The organism is Bacteroides finegoldii DSM 17565 (assembly GCF_000156195.1).
Lineage (GTDB): Bacteria > Bacteroidota > Bacteroidia > Bacteroidales > Bacteroidaceae > Bacteroides > Bacteroides finegoldii.
Window position 1 is genome coordinate 118,448 of the sequence record NZ_GG688328.1, and the last position, 22,332, is coordinate 140,779.

General features: G+C 42.7%; 17 protein-coding genes and 1 pseudogene. 9 read left to right on the forward strand and 9 right to left on the reverse strand.

Annotated elements, in window-relative coordinates; genetic code table 11:
* From BACFIN_RS23410 to BACFIN_RS05355, 7 genes are all read left to right on the forward strand, one after another.
* Window positions 1-267, forward strand: a 267-nt coding sequence (locus BACFIN_RS23410; RefSeq protein ID WP_232281662.1) for a hypothetical protein, incomplete at its 5' end; no start/stop codon positions are given.
* Between the two features lie 107 nt (window positions 268-374).
* Window positions 375-932: a DUF4199 domain-containing protein gene (locus BACFIN_RS05375; protein ID WP_007756123.1), complete on the forward strand. Its 558-nt coding sequence runs from the start codon at window positions 375-377 to the stop codon at window positions 930-932.
* Between the two features lie 35 nt (window positions 933-967).
* Complete coding sequence (locus BACFIN_RS05370; RefSeq protein WP_007756124.1) at window positions 968-1,918, forward strand: glycosyltransferase family 2 protein; 951 nt, start codon at window positions 968-970, stop codon at window positions 1,916-1,918.
* Between the two features lie 20 nt (window positions 1,919-1,938).
* Window positions 1,939-2,487: a DUF6452 family protein gene (locus BACFIN_RS05365; protein WP_007756125.1), complete on the forward strand. Its 549-nt coding sequence runs from the start codon at window positions 1,939-1,941 to the stop codon at window positions 2,485-2,487.
* The gene (locus BACFIN_RS0220115; RefSeq protein WP_032839827.1) at window positions 2,423-3,220 is read left to right on the forward strand and encodes a DUF6048 family protein; all 798 of its coding nucleotides are present in this window, start codon (window positions 2,423-2,425) and stop codon (window positions 3,218-3,220) included. Before BACFIN_RS05365 ends, BACFIN_RS0220115 begins: the two co-directional genes overlap by 65 nt.
* Before the next feature lie 6 nt (window positions 3,221-3,226).
* Window positions 3,227-3,808, forward strand: coding sequence for a manganese efflux pump MntP (locus tag BACFIN_RS05360; protein ID WP_007756129.1), 582 nt, complete (start codon window positions 3,227-3,229; stop codon window positions 3,806-3,808).
* 31 nt (window positions 3,809-3,839) lie between these two features.
* Entirely contained in the window at window positions 3,840-4,856 is a 1,017-nt protein-coding gene (locus BACFIN_RS05355) for an FAD:protein FMN transferase (RefSeq protein ID WP_007756130.1), read from the forward strand.
* Between the two features lie 94 nt (window positions 4,857-4,950).
* On the opposite strand, the gene BACFIN_RS05350 is transcribed toward BACFIN_RS05355, so the two are convergent.
* On the reverse strand, window positions 4,951-5,553 hold the full coding sequence (locus BACFIN_RS05350; RefSeq protein ID WP_007756131.1) for an OmpH family outer membrane protein: 603 nt from the start codon (window positions 5,551-5,553) through the stop codon (window positions 4,951-4,953).
* Window positions 5,554-5,580: 27 nt separating this feature from the next.
* On the reverse strand, window positions 5,581-5,814 hold the full coding sequence (locus BACFIN_RS05345) for a hypothetical protein (protein ID WP_005678489.1): 234 nt from the start codon (window positions 5,812-5,814) through the stop codon (window positions 5,581-5,583).
* 134 nt (window positions 5,815-5,948) lie between these two features.
* Between BACFIN_RS05345 and BACFIN_RS05340 the strand changes: the two genes are divergently transcribed.
* Entirely contained in the window at window positions 5,949-7,409 is a 1,461-nt protein-coding gene (locus BACFIN_RS05340; protein ID WP_007756133.1) for an aminoacyl-histidine dipeptidase, read from the forward strand.
* Window positions 7,390-8,529 (forward strand): endonuclease/exonuclease/phosphatase family protein, encoded by a 1,140-nt coding sequence (locus BACFIN_RS05335; RefSeq protein ID WP_007756135.1) that lies wholly within the window; start codon window positions 7,390-7,392, stop codon window positions 8,527-8,529. The genes BACFIN_RS05340 and BACFIN_RS05335 overlap by 20 nt, the downstream gene beginning before the upstream one ends.
* 144 nt (window positions 8,530-8,673) lie before the next feature.
* On the opposite strand, the gene BACFIN_RS05330 is transcribed toward BACFIN_RS05335, so the two are convergent.
* The 7 genes and pseudogenes from BACFIN_RS05330 to BACFIN_RS05305 all read right to left on the reverse strand — a co-directional run bounded on the left by BACFIN_RS05330 (window position 8,674) and on the right by BACFIN_RS05305 (window position 22,322).
* Entirely contained in the window at window positions 8,674-9,849 is a 1,176-nt protein-coding gene (locus tag BACFIN_RS05330) for a mechanosensitive ion channel family protein (protein WP_007756137.1), read from the reverse strand.
* A gap of 128 nt (window positions 9,850-9,977) precedes the next feature.
* On the reverse strand, window positions 9,978-11,528 hold the full coding sequence (locus tag BACFIN_RS05325) for a sulfatase-like hydrolase/transferase (protein WP_007756138.1): 1,551 nt from the start codon (window positions 11,526-11,528) through the stop codon (window positions 9,978-9,980).
* A gap of 30 nt (window positions 11,529-11,558) precedes the next feature.
* Window positions 11,559-13,337 carry an alpha-L-fucosidase gene (locus BACFIN_RS23985; RefSeq protein ID WP_449374805.1) on the reverse strand — a complete coding sequence of 593 codons (1,779 nt, stop codon included), beginning with the start codon at window positions 13,335-13,337 and terminating at the stop codon, window positions 11,559-11,561.
* Window positions 13,332-16,403, reverse strand: a pseudogene (locus BACFIN_RS23990) (glycoside hydrolase family 2 TIM barrel-domain containing protein); the annotation flags it as partial. The pseudogene BACFIN_RS23990 and the gene BACFIN_RS23985, both read right to left, overlap by 6 nt.
* Window positions 16,404-16,427: 24 nt before the next feature.
* Window positions 16,428-18,758: a glycoside hydrolase family 20 protein gene (locus tag BACFIN_RS05315; RefSeq protein WP_007756142.1), complete on the reverse strand. Its 2,331-nt coding sequence runs from the start codon at window positions 18,756-18,758 to the stop codon at window positions 16,428-16,430.
* A gap of 15 nt (window positions 18,759-18,773) precedes the next feature.
* Complete coding sequence (locus BACFIN_RS05310; protein WP_007756144.1) at window positions 18,774-20,357, reverse strand: sulfatase family protein; 1,584 nt, start codon at window positions 20,355-20,357, stop codon at window positions 18,774-18,776.
* Between the two features lie 183 nt (window positions 20,358-20,540).
* Complete coding sequence (locus BACFIN_RS05305) at window positions 20,541-22,322, reverse strand: DUF5006 domain-containing protein (protein ID WP_007756147.1); 1,782 nt, start codon at window positions 22,320-22,322, stop codon at window positions 20,541-20,543.
* Window positions 22,323-22,332 lie beyond the last annotated feature (10 nt).

Consider the following 22,332-nt stretch of genomic DNA (forward strand, 5'->3'; position numbering starts at 1 on the left):
CGGATTCGAACCAACGACCCCGAGATTACAAATCACGTGCTCTGGCCAACTGAGCTAAAGAGGCGGGGGTGGGTAAGCTATCTATATCGCGCCGCTACAACCAACTACCTTTGCTGCGATCAAGCCCTGGAGGATTCGAAGGGAGCTGGCCGTATAGGACTTACCCGTTTTGCGGTTGCAAAGGTAGGCATTTTTACGGATTCTGCAATAGATACGAACAACTTTTTTCAAGTAAAACAACTAACAGACTACATTTCAAGCAATTAAAGGTACAAAAAAAATCTCTACTAGCAACTTTTATTGCTTTATTAACTTTAACAACCATATTCCCTCTATCAACCGATATTATTTGTACCTTTGTGCGCAATTTATAAATGAAGATGACAGAGAACAAAAGCTATTTACAGAAATACGCCATGCATTTTGGCACATATATGGGAGCTTATTGGATATTGAAATTCATACTACTTCCATTGATGTTTGCTATACCTTTTTTCCAATTGCTATATGTTATTCTAACGCTAGCCGTGCCAATCATAGGTTATTATTACGTAAAAATCTATCGCGACAAAGTATGCGGAGGAGCTATACAATTCTCACACGCTGTTCTTTTCACTATATTTATGTATATGTTCGCTTCCCTATTGGTAGCCGTAGCACATTACATATACTTCCAGTTTATAGATCACGGCTTTATCTTCAACGCCCTTGCTGATTTTTGGAACCAAGCGATAGAGCAAAGTCCCGCTTTGCAAGAAAACAAAGAACTTATGAAAGATATGTTTGATGCAGATAAAATAAACTCGCTCAGCGCTATCGACATTACCATGCAAATGCTGTCATCGGACGTATTTTTCGGAAGTATCCTTGCCATCCCTACCGGATTAATGGTAATGAAAAAAGCGAAACCCGGAAACAATGAGCCGAGTTGATTGTAATTTGTAATTCGTAACTAGTAATTAAAGAAATGGATATATCAGTTGTAGTCCCATTATTCAATGAAGAAGAGTCACTACCCGAACTCTACGCTTGGATAGAACGGGTAATGCAAGCCAACGGATTCTCATTTGAGGTGATTTTCGTTAATGACGGAAGTACGGACCGTTCATGGGAAGTGATAGAAAAGCTAAAATCCCAATCGGAGCATGTAAGAGGTATCAAGTTCCGTCGCAACTACGGCAAATCACCCGCACTTTACTGTGGATTCGCAGAAGCGCAGGGAGACGTGGTTATAACGATGGACGCAGATTTACAGGACAGTCCGGACGAAATACCTGAACTCTACCGGATGATAACCGAAGACGGTTACGACTTGGTTTCCGGCTGGAAACAAAAAAGATATGATCCTCTGTCAAAGACACTTCCCACCAAACTGTTTAATGCAACGGCACGCAAAGTTTCAGGTATTAAAAACCTGCACGACTTCAACTGCGGACTGAAAGCGTATCGCAGAGAGGTCGTAAAACATATCGAAGTGTACGGTGAGATGCACCGTTATATACCTTATCTGGCAAAGAACGCCGGATTCAAGAAAATCGGTGAAAAAGTGGTGCATCATCAAGCCCGCAAATACGGTACAACCAAATTCGGACTTAACCGCTTCGTGAACGGTTATCTGGATTTACTCTCACTCTGGTTCCTTTCCAAATTCGGAATCAAGCCGATGCATTTTTTCGGCTTGTTAGGATCGCTGATGTTTCTCATCGGAATGATTTCCGTTATCATTGTAGGTAGTAGTAAGCTATACGCAATGTACAACAATCTATCATATAGACTAGTGACCGACTCTCCCTATTTTTATTTGTCACTTACGGCAATGATTATAGGTACACAATTATTCCTTGCCGGATTTCTTGGCGAATTAATCTCGCGTAACGCACCGGAACGGAATAACTACCAGATAGAAAAGAAAATTTGATTCACATTCAATACTTGACTATGAAGAATTTAGTTCGTATCTTTTTCCTATTGATAATCGTTGGTGCCGCTATCGGTATCCACAGTTCATGTTCGGACGAAAATGATTGTTCTATGGCAGGACGTCCCATGATGTATTGCACGTTCAAAACCAACGATCCGGATAATGATAACGCCGTACTCAATGACACACTCGACTCGCTGACAGTCAGAGCAATGGGAACAGACTCCATTATTCTCAACAATGAGAAAGATGTACATACAGTGATGTTGCCGTTGCGCTATACCAGCGATTCCACCGTATTTATCTTCCAATATAATCCGGTACTCAATCCAGAGGATGTAGATACAGTATATATCGTACAAGAGAGCACTCCCTATTTTCAGTCTATGGAATGCGGTTACATGATGAAACAAAACATCATCAGTGCTGCATTCGGCAACAGAAAAAACAGTACGGAGAAAATAACGTCTATCGAATTACGAAATAAAGAAGCCAATTCAAATGAAATTGAGAATTTACAGATATTCTTTAACTATCGCGACCGCACACCGGTTACGCCTGATTAGTCTGCTTCTACTCTTTTGTATCGGTCTTCCGTTACTGGCACAACAGCAGCGTCCTACTCATACACCCAAAAGAGACCTGAAGAAAAAAGAGACTGTCGAGATAGATACGATTCCGTTTTATAACGGGACGTATATCGGTGTGGATTTATACGGCATAGGAAGCAAAATCTTAGGAGGAGACTTCATGAGTTCAGAAGTCAGCATTGGTGTCAACCTTAAAAACAAATTCATCCCTACTTTTGAATTTGGCATGGGAGGAACAGACACCTGGAGCGAAACGGGTATACACTACAAAAGCAAAGCTGCCCCTTTTTTCCGTATCGGCGTAGACTACAACACGATGGCAAAGAAAAAAGAGAAAAACAGTTATTTATATGCCGGACTTCGTTATGCATTCAGTTCTTTCAAATATGATGTATCAACCCTGCCAGCAAATGATCCTATTTGGGGAGATGTAATTGGCAATCCCAGCTTAGAAGACGATTATTGGGGAGGGAGTGTTCCTTTCAGCCATTTGGGCATGAAAGGCTCAGTGCAATGGTTGGAAATCGTCTTAGGCGTTAAAGTACGTATTTACAAGAACTTTAATATGGGGTGGTCGGTACGCATGAAATACAAGACAAAAGCTTCTATCGGAGAGTATGGCGCTCCGTGGTATGTGCCGGGTTACGGTAAATATAAATCAAATAATATGGGAATCACCTATTCCCTCATCTATAAATTGCCTCTTTAGAATACAATGACAGGACTAGAGATTTGGTTGCTTGCAATAGGTCTGGCGATGGATTGTTTCGCCGTATCCATTGCAAGCGGCATTATTTTGAAACGTACCCGATGGAGACCAATGCTAATCATGGCCTTTGCTTTCGGACTTTTTCAAGCCATCATGCCACTTATCGGATGGATGTGTGTAAAAACCTTCAGTCATCTTATAGAAAGTATAGATCATTGGATCGCTTTCGGAATTCTTGCCTTTCTGGGAGGCCGAATGATTTGGGAATCCTTTAAAGAAGAAGAATGTTGCCAACTGTTCAACCCGGCAAGCCTGAAGGTAGTACTGACCATGGCGGTAGCAACAAGTATCGATGCATTGGCAGTCGGTATTTCATTCGCCTTTTTAGGTATTCAGGATTACAGTGATATCCTTTCTCCTATCCTCATCATAGGATTTGTTTCATTCGTCCTGTCATTAATCGGGCTTATTTTCGGCATTCAATGTGGCTGCGGCCTTGCCCGAAAGTTAAAAGCTGAGTTATGGGGAGGTATCATTCTGGTAATTATCGGAATTAAAATATTAATTGAGCATCTATTTTTCCAATAAAAAAGAGTTTTCTTATTAAATAGAAGAACGTATGAAGACAAAAAAGAGTTTCCTTTGGCTGGCTTTCCTAATTCTGGCAACTATCTGGATATTGGCCAGACACAATCAACAAGCAAACTACAACAGTATTACCGGTCTGGTGTTCGGAACCATTTACAATATCACTTATCAATATGACGGTGACTTAAAACCGGAAATCGAAGCGGAGTTAAAACGATTCGACTTGTCACTGTCACCCTTCAATGACAGTTCCGTCATCAGTCGTGTCAATCGTAACGAAGAAATAGTGACAGATACTTTTTTCCAAAAATGCTTCAACCGTTCTATGGAGATCTCCCGCGAGACCCAAGGAGCTTTTGACATAACGATAGCCCCGCTCGCCAATGCGTGGGGATTCGGATTCAAGAAAGGCACTTTCCCGGATTCCGTAATGATAGATAGTTTGTTGCAAATCACCGGATATGACAAAGTAAAACTTGAGAACGAAAAGATTATCAAACAAGATCCGCGTATTATGTTGAGTTGTAGTGCTGTAGCTAAGGGATACTCAGTGGATGTAGTCGCCCGTCTATTGGATAGAAAAGGAATCAAGAACTATATGATAGATATAGGTGGCGAAGTGGTGGTAAAAGGATTCAATCCTAAAAACGACCGTTGGCGTATCGGAATCAACAAGCCTATCGATGATTCTCTCTCTGTAAAACAAGATATACAGACGGTACTCAAAGTAACCGATCTCGGTATGGCTACTTCCGGAAACTACCGCAACTTCTATTACAAAGACGGAAAGAAATATGCCCATACCATTGATCCGAGAACGGGCTATCCTGTGCAGCATAACATTCTGTCCGCTACTGTGATAGCGGAAGATTGTATGACAGCCGACGCTTTGGCTACCTCATTTATGGTGATGGGGCTTGAAGAAGCGGAGGCTTTCTGTAAAGCGCATCCCAAGATTGATGCTTACTTTATATATAGTGGAGAAAAAGGAAAATTCGAGACTTATTACACAGAAGGCATGAAACAATATATAACGGAAGCTCCCTGACCATTCCGTTTCCTTGTTTTCACGCACAAAAAAACCCATCCGGACTTACAGTACCGGACAGGCAAAAAATTAAAATATGCAATAAAAAAATGATCTATTTCTTTACCGGTGAATATCGGGCATTCAATCCGTTTACGATTTCTTCTGTAATATTAAACGCGCTATCAGCATAAAGCAGATTATCGAAACCGGTGTTGCTGAAAATCAAGCTATATCCGTGAGTCTTATTATATTCTTTCAGGAATGCGTTGATAGAATCACGGAACTGCAAGCTATTCTTATTGTTCTCTTCCATCAAGCCATTCTGAAGCTTATTGCTCAGCTCTTGCAAGTCTTGTTCCAACTTTACCAGACGGTTATATTCCTGCTGTGCTCTATCTTGTGATAGGAAAGCATTGTTTTCCACTTTCTTCTGGAAGTCCTGCTTTTCCTTATTCAAGGAGTTAGCTTTCTGATTCAATGTCATACGAACATTCTCGCTTTTCTTCACCATAGCCTCATTCAAGTCAATACAAAAATTGTATTTGGCCAACAGCGAGTCTATTTCGACATAAGCAATTTTCATTCCTGACAATTCAGCATTTGCCTGAACGGGAGTTGTAGCAGTTTGATTATCAGTTTTGCCAGCGCATTGTGAAAATAAAACGATAAACGCAAGAGCAGCCAAACCGTTCATGAGGTAGTTCATTCTATTCATAATTAATAAGTATTGTTTTTAATAAATTTAATTCATACTATCATTCAAGGCCTTTTCTAACTCATCAATAGAAAAGCGCGGCTTCTTCTGTGCCTCACGATCCTGAGACTGAGCACACCCGATTCCCTTTTTACGCAACGCCTTATTCCCACTCACATGACCATTCGGGAACTTCCCGCCCTTCGTAAAGAATACTTTCACCCCCAATAAAACCAGGGAAATAGCAACTATTAACAAAGTTATCAGTATAGTCTCAACCATTTCTATTAATTTTGTGAATGCAAAGATAGGCTTTAATGAGATATGAGTTCAGATAAGTCAATCAAATTAACCATATTTAGCAATAGAAGAAGCTAAAACCGCCCTTCTATTCCTTATTATAATAAAGAAACAACATGGAAAAAAAAGACCTAAAGCCGGCCGGCGTATTCAAGTATTTTGAAGAAATCTGCCAAGTACCGCGCCCTTCGAAGAAGGAAGAGAAAATGATTGCCTACCTAAAGGCGTTCGGAGCTAAACATAATCTTGAGACCAAAGTGGACGAAGCGGGCAACGTACTGATTAAAAAGCCTGCCACTCCCGGAAAGGAAAACCTGCAAACTGTAGTACTGCAATCGCACATTGACATGGTATGTGAGAAAAACAATGATGTTCAACACGACTTCCTCACCGATCCAATCGAAACAGAAATAGACGGTGAATGGCTGAAAGCCAAAGGAACTACACTCGGAGCTGACAATGGTATCGGTGTGGCTACGGAGCTGGCTATCCTTGCCGATGACAGCATAGAACACGGACCGCTGGAATGTCTGTTCACCGTAGATGAAGAAACCGGACTGACCGGAGCATTTGCCCTGAAAGAAGGTTTTATGAGCGGAGATATCCTTTTGAATCTCGACTCTGAGGATGAAGGGGAAATCTTTATCGGATGTGCCGGTGGTATTGACTCCGTAGCAGAATTTACGTATAAAGAAATCGAAGTACCTGCCGGATATTTCTTCTTCAAAGTAGAAGTAAAAGGACTGAAAGGAGGCCACTCTGGAGGAGATATCCATCTGGGACGAGGCAATGCCAACAAAATCTTGAACCGTTTCCTTACCCGCATAGCCAACAACCACGATTTGTACCTTTGCGAAATCAACGGTGGAAATCTGCGCAATGCCATCCCTCGTGAAGCTTATGCCATCTGTGCAGTTCCCGAAGATGCAAAACATGACGTACGCACCGAACTGAACATCTTCGCCAGTGAAATGGAAGATGAGCTGTCAGTTGTAGAACCGGATTTGAAATTGGTTCTCGAATCAGAGACTCCCCGCCAGACAGCTATCGACCAAGATACCACCGACCGCCTGTTGAAAGCACTGTATGCGGCTCCTCACGGAGTATATGCAATGAGTCAGGACATTCCGGGACTGGTAGAAACATCCACGAACCTTGCTTCGGTGAAGATGAAACCCGACCATATCATCCGTATTGAAACCAGCCAACGTAGTTCTATATTGTCCGCACGCAACGATATGGCAAATACCGTACGTGCCGTGTTCAGACTGGCTGGAGCGGAAGTCACTTTCGGTGAAGGTTATCCGGGATGGAAGCCCAATCCGCATTCACCCATTCTCGAAGTAGCAGCCGAATCTTACAAACGCCTGTTCGGTGTAGAAGCCAAAGTGAAAGCAATTCACGCAGGACTCGAATGTGGCCTGTTCCTCGATAAATATCCCACACTGGACATGATTTCCTTCGGACCGACATTGACGGGAGTACACTCTCCGGACGAACGGATGCTTATCCCTACCGTAGAAAAGTTCTGGAAACATTTGTTGGATATTCTGGTACATGTCCCTGCTAAAAAATAAAAGACGGATAAGTCTGCGACAACTAAAGTATGGTAACAGTGAAACAAGAGTAGCTGTTACCATACTCTTGTTTGTTATCTGTTCATGGAGCGTACCGGCACAAGAAAATATCCAGTTCCGTGTTGCCTGCTGGAATACAGAAAACCTGTTCGATACCCGCCATGACAGTCTGAAGAACGATTACGAGTTTCTTCCCAATGCCATACGCCATTGGAATTACAACAGATATAAAAAGAAACTGAGTGATATCGCACGTGTCATCACTGCTATCGGTGAATGGAATCCTCCAGCACTCATAGGTCTCTGCGAAGTAGAGAACGACACAGTACTCCGTGACCTCACCCGCCGTTCGCCTTTGCAAGAGCTCGATTATCGTTATGTAATGACTGACTCTCCTGATCTGAGAGGTATCGATGTGGCTCTTATTTACCAACGGGATTTATTCAAACTCTTATCCTCCCGCTCTATTTCCATTCCTGTGTTCAGGCAACATCGCCCGACAAGAGATTTGCTGCACGTCAACGGTCTGCTGCTGACCGGAGATACATTAGATGTATTCGTCTGCCATCTTCCAAGCCGCTCAGGCGGAGCAAAAGAATCCGAGCCTTATCGACTCCATGCCGCTCAAATTTTACGCACAGAAGTGGATAGCGTCCTGCATACCCGCCTCCATCCTCAAGTCATCATCATGGGCGACTTCAATGATTATCCCAACAATAAATCAATTCGGAAAATACTCGAAGCGGAAGCTCCTCCTATCCGTTCCGATAGTTTGGATATAGCAATCCATCCTGCTACCTCACCCTCATCCCTATCCCCGTTAAAGCTCTATCATCTGCTTGCCCGAAAAGCAAAGACTGCCAACTTCGGTTCATATAAATATCATGGGGAATGGGGATTGCTTGACCATTTAATTGTATCCGGTACATTGCTCAACACTTCCGGTAATTTCTTCACTCATGAGGAAAAAGCGAAAGTCTGCCAACTTCCTTTTTTGTTGACCGACGACAAAAAGTATGGAGGTAAAGAACCTTTTCGCACCTATAAAGGAATGAAATATCAAGGAGGGTTCAGCGACCACCTTCCCATCTATACAGACTTCGAACTAGTACTCCCCTGACAAAGCTCACACAACCACAGGAAGTAGTTTAGTGCCACCACGTTGGCACAATAGTGACATCGCATTGGCATAACAGTGCTAACGGAGTGGCACAGTCGTGACACTAACGTGGCATGACCACGGCATTAACGTGACGTATTCCATTCAGTCCGAATACTGATAAACCTTTAAGTCAAACTTGGGAACCATTGCCAGCAAATGGTCAAAGATATCCGATTGGATACGTTCGTACTCTTTCCAGATTTTATTTCGGGAAAAGAAGTAAACCTGAATAGGCACTCCGTACATCGTAGCCTCTTTTTGGCTGATAATCAAATCCAGATCTTGGTTCACTACAGGCAAGCTGCACAAATAGCGTTCAATATATACCCTATATACTTGGGAATTGGTCGGAACCGTCCCTTCTTCTGGCTGATAGTCTGCCATCAAGGGAATCTCCTTCCGGTAACGGTCCAGCATTTCCGGTGTACAGAACTGTAAAGTAGTCAGATCTAAGGTAATGTTCTTCATGACCCTCCGTCCTCCCGACTCCGTCATTCCCCGCCAATTCTGAAATGGCGTGCTCACTAATGTATAAGGCGGAACCGTAGAAATTGTATTATCAAAATTCTGAATCTTAACCGTATTCAACGTAATTTCCTGCACCGTACCATTGGCTTCCCCCGAAGGCAGCGTAACCCAGTCGCCCGGACGTACCATATCATTGGCAGAAAGCTGAATGCCCGCCACAAAGCCCAAAATAGAATCCTTGAATACCAACATCAGGATAGCTGCCGACGCTCCCAATCCTGCAAACAGACTGGCAGGAGATTTATTTACAATAATAGCGATGATGACAATTCCGCCCACAAAGAAAAGAACGACCTGCAAGACTTGAATAAATCCTTTCATAGGCCGGTTCTTCATAGATTCTTTACCATCGTAAATATCCATAATCATCAGCAGGATACCATTGATAGCCAACAACAGTGAAAAGATTATATAAATGGTACACGCTTTCTGTGAAATCAGCAATAACTCTTTTCCACGAACAAATGCCATTGGCAAAAGAGCATAGACAAGAAAAGCCGGAACAGTATGAATCAGATGATGGAACACTTTACGCTTCATCAGCAGTGTATTCCATTTATGCGGCTTTAGCCGGGTATACTGTTTCATTCCTCCTATGAGAATCGCCTGGCAGAGATAATTCAAGCCGACAGCAATCGCTATCATCAATATAGCAATAATAGTTTCATCAAAACGGTCGGCAACTTCCGGATCTATCCCCCAATCTATCAGGATTTTATTCATCCACTTTCCTAAATCTACTACGAGCATAACTTCTGTCTTTTTTAAGAAATAACAGTCTGGATATACATTTGGTTTAGAAAATAAAAAAAAAGACCGGCATCCGACTCATAAAGAATCAAGACACCGGTCTACACTGCTACTCTCTAAGCATTCTTTTACAAAGGCAAGCCATAACGGCCGTCTACTATCTTTTCCAATTGTTCCGACATTTTCGTCACTATTTTCGGATTCTTCTCTGCTACGTTATTCTTTTCAGCCGGATCTTTCTTTATATCATAAAGTTGAGGTTTCATGCTGTTGCCCAATTCAATATTGACATTTTTGTTATATGCAGGACCTTTTCCGGGACGCAGGTATTTCCACCGTCCATCCGTCACCGACAGATTATTCTGTGCATTCTGAAGTACCAGCCATTCCCGCCCTTTCTTTTCTTTACCTGTCCATGCATTCAGTAACGGTTCACTATCTGGAGCAGCCCCTTCCGGCAAACGGAAATTCATCATTTGCGCAAAAGTAGCAAACCAGTCTATCTGACAAAGCAACGCATCCGAAACGGTACCGGGACGAATCACTCCCTGCCAACTCCAAATACACGGCACACGTGTACCGGCTTCGTAAGCACTGTATTTTCCTCCACGATAAACACCTCCGGGTTTATGATCGCCCAGTAATTCTACCGCCTGATCCTTATAACCGTCATCCACTACCGGCCCGTTATCACTAGACAAAATCACTAATGTATTTTTATCCAGTCCCAAGCGTTCCAATGCATCCAGCACTTGTCCTACCGACCAGTCAAACTCAAGAAGACAATCTCCACGAGGTCCCATACTGCTTTTGCCTACAAACTGAGGAGACGGCACACGAGGAACGTGTGCATCCTGAGTGGCGAAATACAAAAAGAAGGGAGCATCCTTGTGTCCTTCAATAAAAGATATCGCTTTCCCGGTTAAAGTTTCCGCAATCTTATCATCTTGCCAAAGAGCGGATTTTCCACCTTTCATATATCCGATACGTGAGATACCGTTAACAATACTTTGATTGTGACCATGGGAAGGATGCATTTTCAGCAGTTCCGGATTGTCTTTCCCGGTAGGTTCACCCGGAAAGTTCTTTTTATAACTTACCTGAATCGGATCATTCGGATCAAGATTAATCACCCGGTCGTTTTCCACAAAAACACACGGCACACGGTCACCGGTAGCGGCCATGATAAATGAATAATCAAACCCGATATCATTTGTGCCCGGTTTCAAAGGCTTGTTCCAATCCTGTTCACCTCCCTTGTCGCCAAGTCCCAAATGCCATTTACCTACCACCCCCGTACTATATCCTGCCTCTTTGAACATATCCGCCATTGTATAACGTTCCGGACGAATGATAGACGCGGCATCTCCGTCTGCAATTCCCGTTCCTTCCTTACGCCAAGCGTATTCACCGGTCAGCATAGCATAACGGGAAGGCGTACTTGTAGCGGCAGCACTATGCGCATTTGTAAAACGTACTCCCATCTTTGCCAAACGCTCTACATTAGGAGTGTGAATCGTCTTCGCTCCATTGCAACTCAAATCACCATAGCCTATGTCATCGGCATAAATAAAGACTACATTCGGACGGTTTATCTGTCTTTCCTGAGCAGATGTCTGAGAAACCAGACAAGAGGTTAAAGCCAAAGGCAATATACCATAATAATATTCTTTTTTCATCTTATGTTCTGAAATAATAGGTTATCTGTATTAAGGAGCTACTGTGACTCCGATCTCATTCATTTCTACTTTAGCAGTGGTGGCAGCAGGCGTTGTAGCCTCCAGTTTGATGAAACGCGCCTGTACGCCTTTGTTGAAAGTAACCGTTTGCGGCAGAGGATTGTGCATGATATTGCTAAACTCACCATTGGTCGGCACCTCCGCCCAACTCTCCCCATCCGTACTTACATAGAACTTATACTGAAAAGCCATTGTCGGTTTTGCTTCCGCCTTCAAGGGAGCGTATGTAAAGGCTGACAGCTGCACCATCTTTCCCAAGTCAATCGTCAACGGAGAAGCAGCCACCTGTTTCCATTCTTTACGAGGTAAGTCATTCCAACTTTCCGTCTGATTATCTTCCTGCAACGGTGTTGCATAGAACGCGCCGACCTGACTGATATGAGCCGACAACCGGCATTCATTGATTTTCACTTTCAGTTGACTGGCCTTTACTGCCGGAAAACGCAGCAAACGTTTGTAACCTACAGTAGTACCCTGTCCGACTTCCTGCCATCCCTGTTCGGTCAACACCTCTATGGCAAAGGATTCAACCCGTTGTCCTTTAGCGATATCTTCCTGAAGCATTACCACATTGATTTCCGATTCCGATTTCAAAGAATAAATCTTCTCACTTCCCGAAACCGCATTCCACTCTTTCCGACCTTTCACTACACGATTGTCTGCAAACACTCTTTTCCGGTAAGCAGCAAAATCTTTCAGTCGCTTCACATCGGCCTCGTGAATCAGACCTCTGCGGTCAGGAGGAATATTCAATAAAAGTACTGAGTTATATCCTACCGATTGGAAATAGATATCCGACAAATGTTTCAACGACTTCACTTTCGTATCTTCTTCCGCATGATAGAACCATCCCGGACGAATAGAAACATCCACTTCCGACGGATACCAGAAAAGTTCCGTAGCCTCCGCCAACATCGAACGGCTTCCCAAATCTTTCGCTTTGCTGAATACGCCCAAACGTTTGTTATTCTCCTCCGAACGGGTGTAAATGCCCGGAGTAAGCACCGTCGCACTCCATTCAGTTTCACGTCCCAAACCTTTTTCATTACCAACCCAACGCACATCATCGCCCATTATTGCCATCACAGCCTTCGGTTGCAGACGTTGAATCGTTTTATAGAAAGCTTCCCAGTCATATACCTGCTTCCTTCCGTTCGGTCCCTCCCCATTCGCTCCGTCAAACCAAACTTCGTGTACCTCCCCATAATTGGAAAGTAACTCTGTCAATTGGCGGATAAAGAAGTCGTTATATCGGGGAGAATCTCCATAACATTCCGCGTTACGATCCCAAGGAGAAAGATAAACGCCAAACTTCATATCATATTTATCGCAAGCCTTACGCAATTCCCTTACTACATCGCCTTGTCCTTTTTTCCAAGGAGAAGAAGCTACGGAATGTTTGGTGGTAGCCGTAGGCCAAAGACAAAATCCATCATGATGTTTTGCCGTCAACAGCACCATCTTGAAACCAGCTTCTTTAAGAGTACGAACCCATTGTTCCGCATTCAGTTCGGATGGATTAAACAGCGCCGGATCTTCTTTTCCATCTCCCCATTCACGTCCGGTAAAGGTATTGATACCAAAATGGAGAAAAGCAGTCAACTCCATTTGTTGCCAAGACAACTGCTGGGGAGTAGGGATTAATCGCGCAGCCATATCTACCTTTTGCTCCAAAGTCGCATTTTGAGGAAACTCAAGATGTTTCACATAATAATTCTCTTTTTTCTGCGCCTGTCCTGCCGACTTCACCGGATAAAGAGTGAATTCAAAACTCTGTTTTTTTAACGGAACCAAATACTGAGGCAATACTCCGGGACCACAAGTAGCTGTTCCTACGCCAGCCTGCTCTGCATCCAAATGCACAGTCACCAGTCCGTCACGTTCCAACTCATTAATATGACGGGCTTTCTCCAATAATACATCCGAGAAAGGAACTATGCTAAACTGGAAAGGACGATTTGAATCGACAAAGATTCCTTCACCGGAACGATCGGTGAATTTCGTCCAACGCACATCTGTACGGTTACCGGTAGATTGCGGAGTGACATAATAGTGGAACATCCGTTCGGGTGTTGTCTGATATAAGCCAATTTTACCAGACTGGCCACGGTCAGCATACGTTTCATTGTCACCACGTCCCAGATAAGAAACTTGATCGTAAGTATCCGCCACACGGAAAGTCAGTCCCAGACGTGCCATAGACTTGACAATCGCAGTATCCGATTGGAAAGTAGTACGTATCTTTAATGCACCGTTCTTATCAAGCATATAGATAAAGTCGGCAGTTCCCACTTTCTGACCTTTTGCATTAAGAAGCTCGATAGTCGCAGTTGTCGTATTCTTCCCTTCTTTCAATGAGGTCACCTTTTGAGTCAGATTATCCAATCCCGCTTTACGCCACAAGCGAGCTCCGTTCTTGTCACGGTTATCATTATCCGTAGCCGGACGGAAAAGACTAAGAGTGATCGGAGTAGCCAACAGTTCCTTACCATCCAAAGCAAGAGAAGTAAGCGCTCCCGTTTCTTTATCCACCGTGAAAGCCGTCTCACCCGCTTTTTGCGGACGATAGCCCGTATAATTCTTATTGCCGACAATAACAAACTGATCGTATGCCACTTCCCAATCTTCGGCTATCATCGGAGAAGCTTCCCTACGTGTCCAACTAATATTCAGATAAGCCTCACGGACTGTCTTCGGCAGAATCACATTTCCTAACGACACGTCTATGGTAGCGTGTGGTTCACAGTCTAATACTTTCGTACCTTCTGCAATTTTCTCTCCAGTATCAGCCGTCACATTCCAATGAAGTTCATATTCGTTCAGGTTAGAGAAGTCGTACCAGTTCTTGATACGAAGTTTCATGTTCTTCGGACTCAGCAGAGTTGCTTTTATATTCTGATACACTTTCTTCACTTCGAGCAGATGGGGATGTGGCTGACGGTCGGCATTCACCAAACCGTTACAGCAGAAGTTGCCGAAGCTCGGTATTCCTTCCGGTCCGTAATCACCGCCATACGTCCAATACCATTTGCCGTTCTTGTCTATTTCACGGAAAGACTGATCCACCCAGTCCCAAACATTACCGCCTTGTGCCATTGGTTCGTTTTCAAAAACATCCCAATAGTCTTTCAATCCACCACAACTGTTACCCATCGCGTGCAAATATTCGCAAAGGATGAAGGGACGGTAAATATCCTTTTTCGCTACATACGCTTTTATCTCATCTACACTACGGTACATACGGCAATAAATATCCGTATTGTAATTCAGTTCGGCACGTTCATATTGAACAGGACGAGTCTTGTCCACCGATTTCAGCCAATCGTATGTACGTTCAAAGTTGATACCGTTTCCGGCCTCATTGCCCAATGACCAGATAACAATAGCGGGATGATTCTTCGAACGCTCGTACATACGATGTGTACGGTCCATGTGCGCAGTCAGCCAAGTGCTGTCTTTAGCAAGAGAAGCAGGACCGTAGCCCATTCCATGTGATTCGATGTTAGCCTCATCAATCATATACAATCCGTAACGGTCGCAAAGCTGATACCAATAAGGATGAGTAGGATAATGAGAATTGCGTACCAGGTTGATATTATGCTCTTTCATCAGCTTAATATCCAGTTCCATCAGTTCCTTACTTACGGTACGTCCCAATTGGGAATGTTCGTGACGGTTAGTCCCCTTTACCAATACCGGCACACCGTTGATACAAAAACGCCCGTTCTTGATTTCCGAAGTACGGAAACCGACTTCACAACCGGTCAGTTCGGTTACTTTCCCTTGTGCGTCTTTCAGCTCAAGCACCAGTGTGTACAAATTAGGATATTCGGCACTCCACGGTTTTACATTAGGAATCTTCTTCTCTTCAAATGCTATAAAATTACTCAATCCACGGGATTTGATATTGATAACATCCTTCAGAACGGCTTTGCCGAAGGTATCCTTCAGTGTATAAGCAATCGAGCTTGCCGTAGAAGACGGACCTTCTACCGTCACTTCAAGTCCGAAAAGTCCGTCTTTGTACGTTTCCTTATCCAAAGAGGCATTCAGTTTGTAGTCGGCGATATATTGTTTTGGTGTACTGTAAAGATACACATCCCGCTCGATACCGCTCAAACGCCACATATCCTGACATTCCAGATAAGCACCCGAACTCCAACGGTAGACTTCCAAAGCTACTACGTTCTCTCCTTCGGTCAATACCTCTGTAATATCCCATTCAGCCGCAGTTTTCGAACCTTGATTATATCCGAGCAATTTACCGTTCACCCATACATAATAAAAAGAGATTACCCCCTCGCAGCAAAGTACTACCCTACGTCCTTTCCAATCGGCAGGCACTTTGAAAGTACGGCGATACGAACCGACTTCATTTTCGGCATGAGGCACTAACGGCGGATTCTTCTTGAAATTGAACATCTTATCATCGAACTCATACGTCTCATTGACGTAGATAGCTGTTCCGTATCCCTGCCGTTCCCAATTTCCGGGCACATTGATGTCAGCCCAACCTCCTGTATAATAAAAAGGTTGATAAAAGTCTTTCGGACGGTTGTCCGGGTTCTTCACCCAATGGAACTTCCATTTCCCGTTCAAAGACATATAATAAGGAGATTGCTCATAGCCTCCCGGCTTCTCAATATCGGAAGCATTGGCATAAGGCCATACATAAGTGTGAGGAGCGAGTTTATTCAGTCCTACAGCATACTGGCTTTGCCATTCGGGCAACGGCTGTTTCTGTGCCGAAGCAAAAACAGTAGCAGTCAGTCCTGCCAATAAGAGTAAAAAAGTTCGTTTCTTCAGGTTCTTCATGGTTATTGTTATGACTATGTTGTACTATTCAATAATGATCTCATCAAAATATACTCTCGATTCCTGTCCCGGACGAACATGGTCGGCAGGACATTCCCCCGCTCCATTCACCGTTACACGAATATACCTTGCCTCCGTTCCTTTCATATCCATAGAAAGGTCTTCAATATAGGTGCCTTCACGGAATATTTCTTCAGGAGTGTAGTTCAATCCGGTTACGTCACGATAAGATTTATTATCGTCTGATACAGCTATACGTATTGATTTCGGTTTATGTACGCCCATACCATAGTTCGTGATACAACCGATTGTAAAAGTATTCATTTTTTCCTTCTGCTGCAAATCTATGGTAAAAGAAATAAGGTCGTTCTTGTCCCAACAGCACCATTCAAAGTCAGTCTGTTTCAGGCTTCCACGAACACCATTGAGCATAAGCATCTCATTCTGTTTATTTCCAAGTATCGTCTTAGCAGTCGCTTTGTTCCACGTAATCGGCAATACAAGCGTCTTTCCCATCTGCACACCTTCTGCAAAGGTAGCACATTTAATGAGTTGAGTCCCTGTTACAATCAGTGAGTCTGAATACACAGAAGAATTTGCCACAGGTTCACTGCCATCAATAGTATAGCGAATCTCTACATCGGGACGAATACATTCCAGATTTAACTTCAACCCACCATTTTCCGGTGTTACTTTATGCTGAATATTGTACATCGAACGGGCATAGACAATACCTTTTTCTGCAATATGCCCGTTATACCGGTCCATAGCTTGCAGGAACGAAGCCCAATCTTTCTTTTCCGGTTGTGTCCACGCTACTTCCGCCACCGCTACCAGACGAGGGAACAAAAGATAATCCACATCTTCCGGTTTATTGCAGAATTCCGTCCACATAGAACCTTGTACCCCCATCAGCAATGAAGCATATTCCGGTTTCCAGTCTTTTTGTACCGGTTCATAGTCATATACATCTTTCAATGTATTATTGCCGAAATATGTCAAAGGTTCGAACCATTGCGGCCCTTGATAACGAATCAGATACATGATACGTGCCGGAGTCATAATGAAACGGTGTCCCTTTTCCGCAGCTTTCAGTGCAGCCTTGCCATATCCCTGCCAACCAAGAATAATAGAGCCTTCCGGCAAGAAACTACTGTTAGTCAGTTCATCCCAACCAATCACTTCACGACCTTTACTACGTACATAGTCACTTATCCGCTGCATAAAATAGCCTTGAAGGTCTTCTTCATTAGCCAAGCCTTCTTTCTTCATACGAGTCTGACACAACGGACATTTTTTCCAATGTGTCTTTTGAGCTTCATCGCCTCCGATATGGATATAACGGGAAGGGAATAACTCCATAATCTCATCCATCACATTCTGCAAAAAAGTGAAAACACTGTCATTTCCGGCACAAAAGATGATTTCTGAGTTTCGTCCTCCCAAACCGGGCAATACACCGATATAGTCCTTCACTACCGGACAAGCCAATTTCGGATAAGCCGTCAATGCAGCGTTGCTATGGGCAGGCATATCTATCTCCGGCACAATCTCGATCTGGCGTTCGGCCGCATAAGCTACCATTTCCTTTATATCTTTTTGCGAATAGAAACCTCCTATCGGAGTCGGTTCTCCGGATTTCGGATTACGTCGGGCCGGAAACGGAACGTCCATACGATCCACTCTCCATGCGCCAACCTCAGTCAAACGAGGATACTTCTTTATTTCTATGCGCCAGCCGTTGTCATCTGTCAGATGGAAATGCAGTTTATTTATCTTCAACATCGACATACAGTCAATGATACGCAAAACGTTCTCTTTAGGAATAAAAAAACGTGATGCATCCAGTAACAAGGCACGGTACTCAAAACGGGGTTCATCCTGAACATTCATGACAGGAATGCTCCACTTCTCTTTTTTATCCGACAGACTTTCTCTTTCGATAGATGCGGGAAGTAATTGCCGGATAGTTTGCAAAGCATAAAAGAATCCCTTATCACCGGAAGCCTTAACGATAATTTCCTCTGGAGAAACTTCCAATGAATATGCTTCGCTCTTTAAAGAAGCATCCGTTACAAACCGAACATCCCCCTTTTCCGTAGCGCCCACAACCAACTTGGGAGTAAAACCGGCTGCATTGGTAAATCGGGAAATAAGACTGGCTGCCACAGCCGCCTGTTCCTCATTCTCCACCACAAATACAGTTTTGTCTGAGAAGAGATAGTTGCCACTGCCCGGCACCAAATGTGCCGGACGTGGAACCAAGGGTATGTCATGTGTCAAGTTAGTATCAGTACATCCCGTCGTAACTGGTAGTAAAAAACCTATCAATAAGATAAAGATATATTTAATCATGCTGATGTATTTTATTTATTCTTTGTCTCTGTCCGGTGAAAAGCGAACAGGATCATTGTATTGTTCTTGCAACTTTTGCAATTCTTCTTTCAGTTCGTTCACTACGGATTCATATTCAGGTTGTCCGTAAAGGTTGTGCATTTCGCTCGGATCCGTCTTCATGTCATACAGTTCCCACCAATTAATGTCATTGTAAAAATGAATCAGTTTATAACGTTCTGTACGCACTCCATAATGGCGTTTTACCATGTGTTCTGCCGGATATTCATAGAAATGATAATAAAGGGCTTTTCTCCAGTTTTCCGGCTGTTTTCCTTTCAATAAAGGAACCAACGAAACTCCTTGAATATCCGATGGTATCTCCACTCCTGCCAATTCGAGGAAAGTCGGTGCATAATCTATGTTCTGTACCATTTCAGTAATATCTCCTCTACGATCGAATCCTTTCGGTAGACGCATTATCAAAGGAGTACGCATGGACTCTTCATACATAAAGCGCTTATCGAACCAGCCATGTTCGCCCATATAGAATCCCTGGTCGGAGGTATAGACAACAAGAGTATTATCCAACAGTCCTTTTTCTTTCAGATAGTCGAGCACACGACCTACATTATCATCAAGAGATTTCACAGTTTTCATATAATCACGCATATAACGCTGGAATTTCCAGTTGGCAAGTTCCTTTCCTTGCAGATTTTGCTTATAGAAATCTTCTATAATCGGAGCATAGAATTTATCCCATGCGGCACGTTGTCCCTCGTCCATCCGTCCCAAAAATTTCTCATAAAGAGATTTCAGGCGTGAATTTTTATCCGACCGCAACATTTTAAGGTCGTAGATCATATCCATATCTTTCACGACACTCATTTCCTGAGCAGCCGCTGCAGGACGTCCTTCATAGTCGTCAAAGAAATTATCCGGCAATGGGAAAGTTTTATCTTCGTACAAAGCCAGATTACAAGTATCCGCCATCCAATTACGATGAATAGCCTTGTGATGAATCAACAAGCAGAAAGGTTTCTCCGGGTTTCGCTTGTGTTCCATCCAATCAATGGCATTGTCCGTTATAAGATTGGTGATATATCCATGTTTCTGAATCGTATCATTTTTTTGTGTGATGAAATCCGGATTATAATAATCTCCTTGTCCCGGAACGATTTCCCAATAATCAAATCCTGACGGCAAACTCTCCAAATGCCATTTTCCTACCAATGCAGTCTGATAACCGGCTTTCTGCAAAAGTTTTGGAAAGGTTTGTTGGGAACTATCGAAAACACAAGTCGTATTATCATAGAATTTATTGGCACAGCTATGTTTACCCGTTATCATACAGGCACGGCTGGGACCACTTAACGAATTGGCTACAAAACTTTGAGTAAAACGGACGCCATCGGCAGCAATACGGTCAAGATTCGGTGTTTCCATATAGCGAGTATCATAACAGCTCATCATCTGAGCCGTATGGTCGTCTGTCATGATATAGACAATGTTCAGGGGAGGCTGTTCAGCAGGCTTTTGTTTACCGGTGCATGAAGCAAAAGAAGCAAGGGTAGCTACTCCCGCTAAAGAATAGAATAAGTTTGATTGCAGATTTTCCATAATAAATTTGTGTTAGATTGAGAAAGCAAAGATAGGGAGGGATCCCTATCTTCACTTCCACAAATCATCAATTAAAATCCAATATTTTTCAATGTAGTCCATATACCGAAAATGTATCACTCACCTACAACAATTTTACAGTATAAGATTGATCTTAAGTTATTAAAGATGGTTTGAAAAATATTAGTAGAAAGGATAATACTTTCCAGGAATCGTTTCCTTATAGTCCCTATTTACCAGCTCGTTAGATTCACGTTTATAATTATCATTGACATAGAAACGAATCCAGTCTATAATCATTCTCGGACCTTCGGTTGCATATTTTGTAGGATCAATTGATTTTAGCTCCGTATCCCAGCCCGCAGGAAGGTCAGGAGAAATAGTATTGCTTTCTCCAAATAAATCCCATCGCATTATTAAATAAAGTCCCTTCGCTCCCACTGAAGTACCTGTTGAGGCTTTTGTAAAAGGCCATGAATTTAGCATATCTTTTGATACTTCTAAAGTAGTAGAACCATTAATACCTAATTTTATTGTATTTTCATCTACTAATTCCATCCAATAGATATTATAATCTTCTACTTTAGGAATAGCTGTTACAACACTTTTCACATCACTAATTGTTTCTCCCCTAACAGACTGTGTGATTGCAGTTCCAGAAACATTCTTAAGGATACATATTGATTGTTTAGCCTCTTTACTCGTAGTAGCTGTCGATGGGTTTTTCACTTCTATCATTGGTACAAATCCAGTCCTATTGCCTCCTAAGCGGACTTTCACTTCAATACGCATACCTGGATAGATGCGAGTAACATTCTGAGCCCACATTTGAGCTAAAGACTTACAGCAATGTATTGCCGCCGTCCCATAGTTAGTACCTTCTACACCAACACATATATTCAGTTCTCCTTCATTTGTAACCTGAGCATATTTTGTCCAATTAATATTCAATACAGGCTGTCTATTAGCATCTGTTGCATTACCTAATTTTAAATAATCCCCAGATATTGCATTATTATGGAACTCAATAGCATAATCAAACTTCCACTGGTTACCTAATTCCGCATTTGGATGTGCCATACCTTCTGTGATCTTAACAGTTTCTTGTCCAGTAAACCAATCATCATCATAAGAAATAAACATAATGTTTGGATTCTCATATACTTTTGTTATATCATACAAATTAGGATCAGCTATAGATTCCAAATCAGTCATTGTAATAGTCAGTATAGATTCTGTCATCGGATTTATAGGAGAATTACTTTGTAAATTCAATACTAACTGTAAATCTCCTGTCATTTCATAATCCTGTTTAATAGTAACAGCGGCACTTTTTACCGAAGTTCTTCCGGCAGGAATCGTTAAAGTAGGAGGTAAGTTCTCATACAAGTCTTCTTCCCCTTCTTTTGGAGTAACTGTTATTTCAAGAGGAACAGAACTTGGTTTATCAATTTTAGCAACCAATACAAACTTTCCACCTTCAGTCACCACATTCTCCGTGTTATTCTCTAATGACATTGATATCCGATAATAATCGGATACTTTAATTGCTTGACTCGAATTTGCCATTTTATAACCACGCGCGAAAGCAACAAACTCCATCGCAGTACTCCCCGTCAATCCGGATTTCTTCACTGGAAAATCCACCTGAATTTGTTTTTCACCTTTTGGAAACGTAACAATACCGCTAAATGGTTCAAATACACCCGATACATCTTCAGTACCAGCTTTAGCCGTAAAGTAAATATCAAAGTCCTCGTTAGCTACCATCTCATTCCCATCTGCATCAGCATCCACATTGATATTTACTTTCAGATTTTCTCCCATCACAAATGCCTTTTCATTAATGCTCATAGTCAACGGCACTGCTTCCGGCAAAGGACGATATTTTGTTTCATCTTCACAACCTGTCAAACCTATAGTAAACAAGCATATTGGAAGCATTCTATATAATATGTTCTTCATATCTTTATTT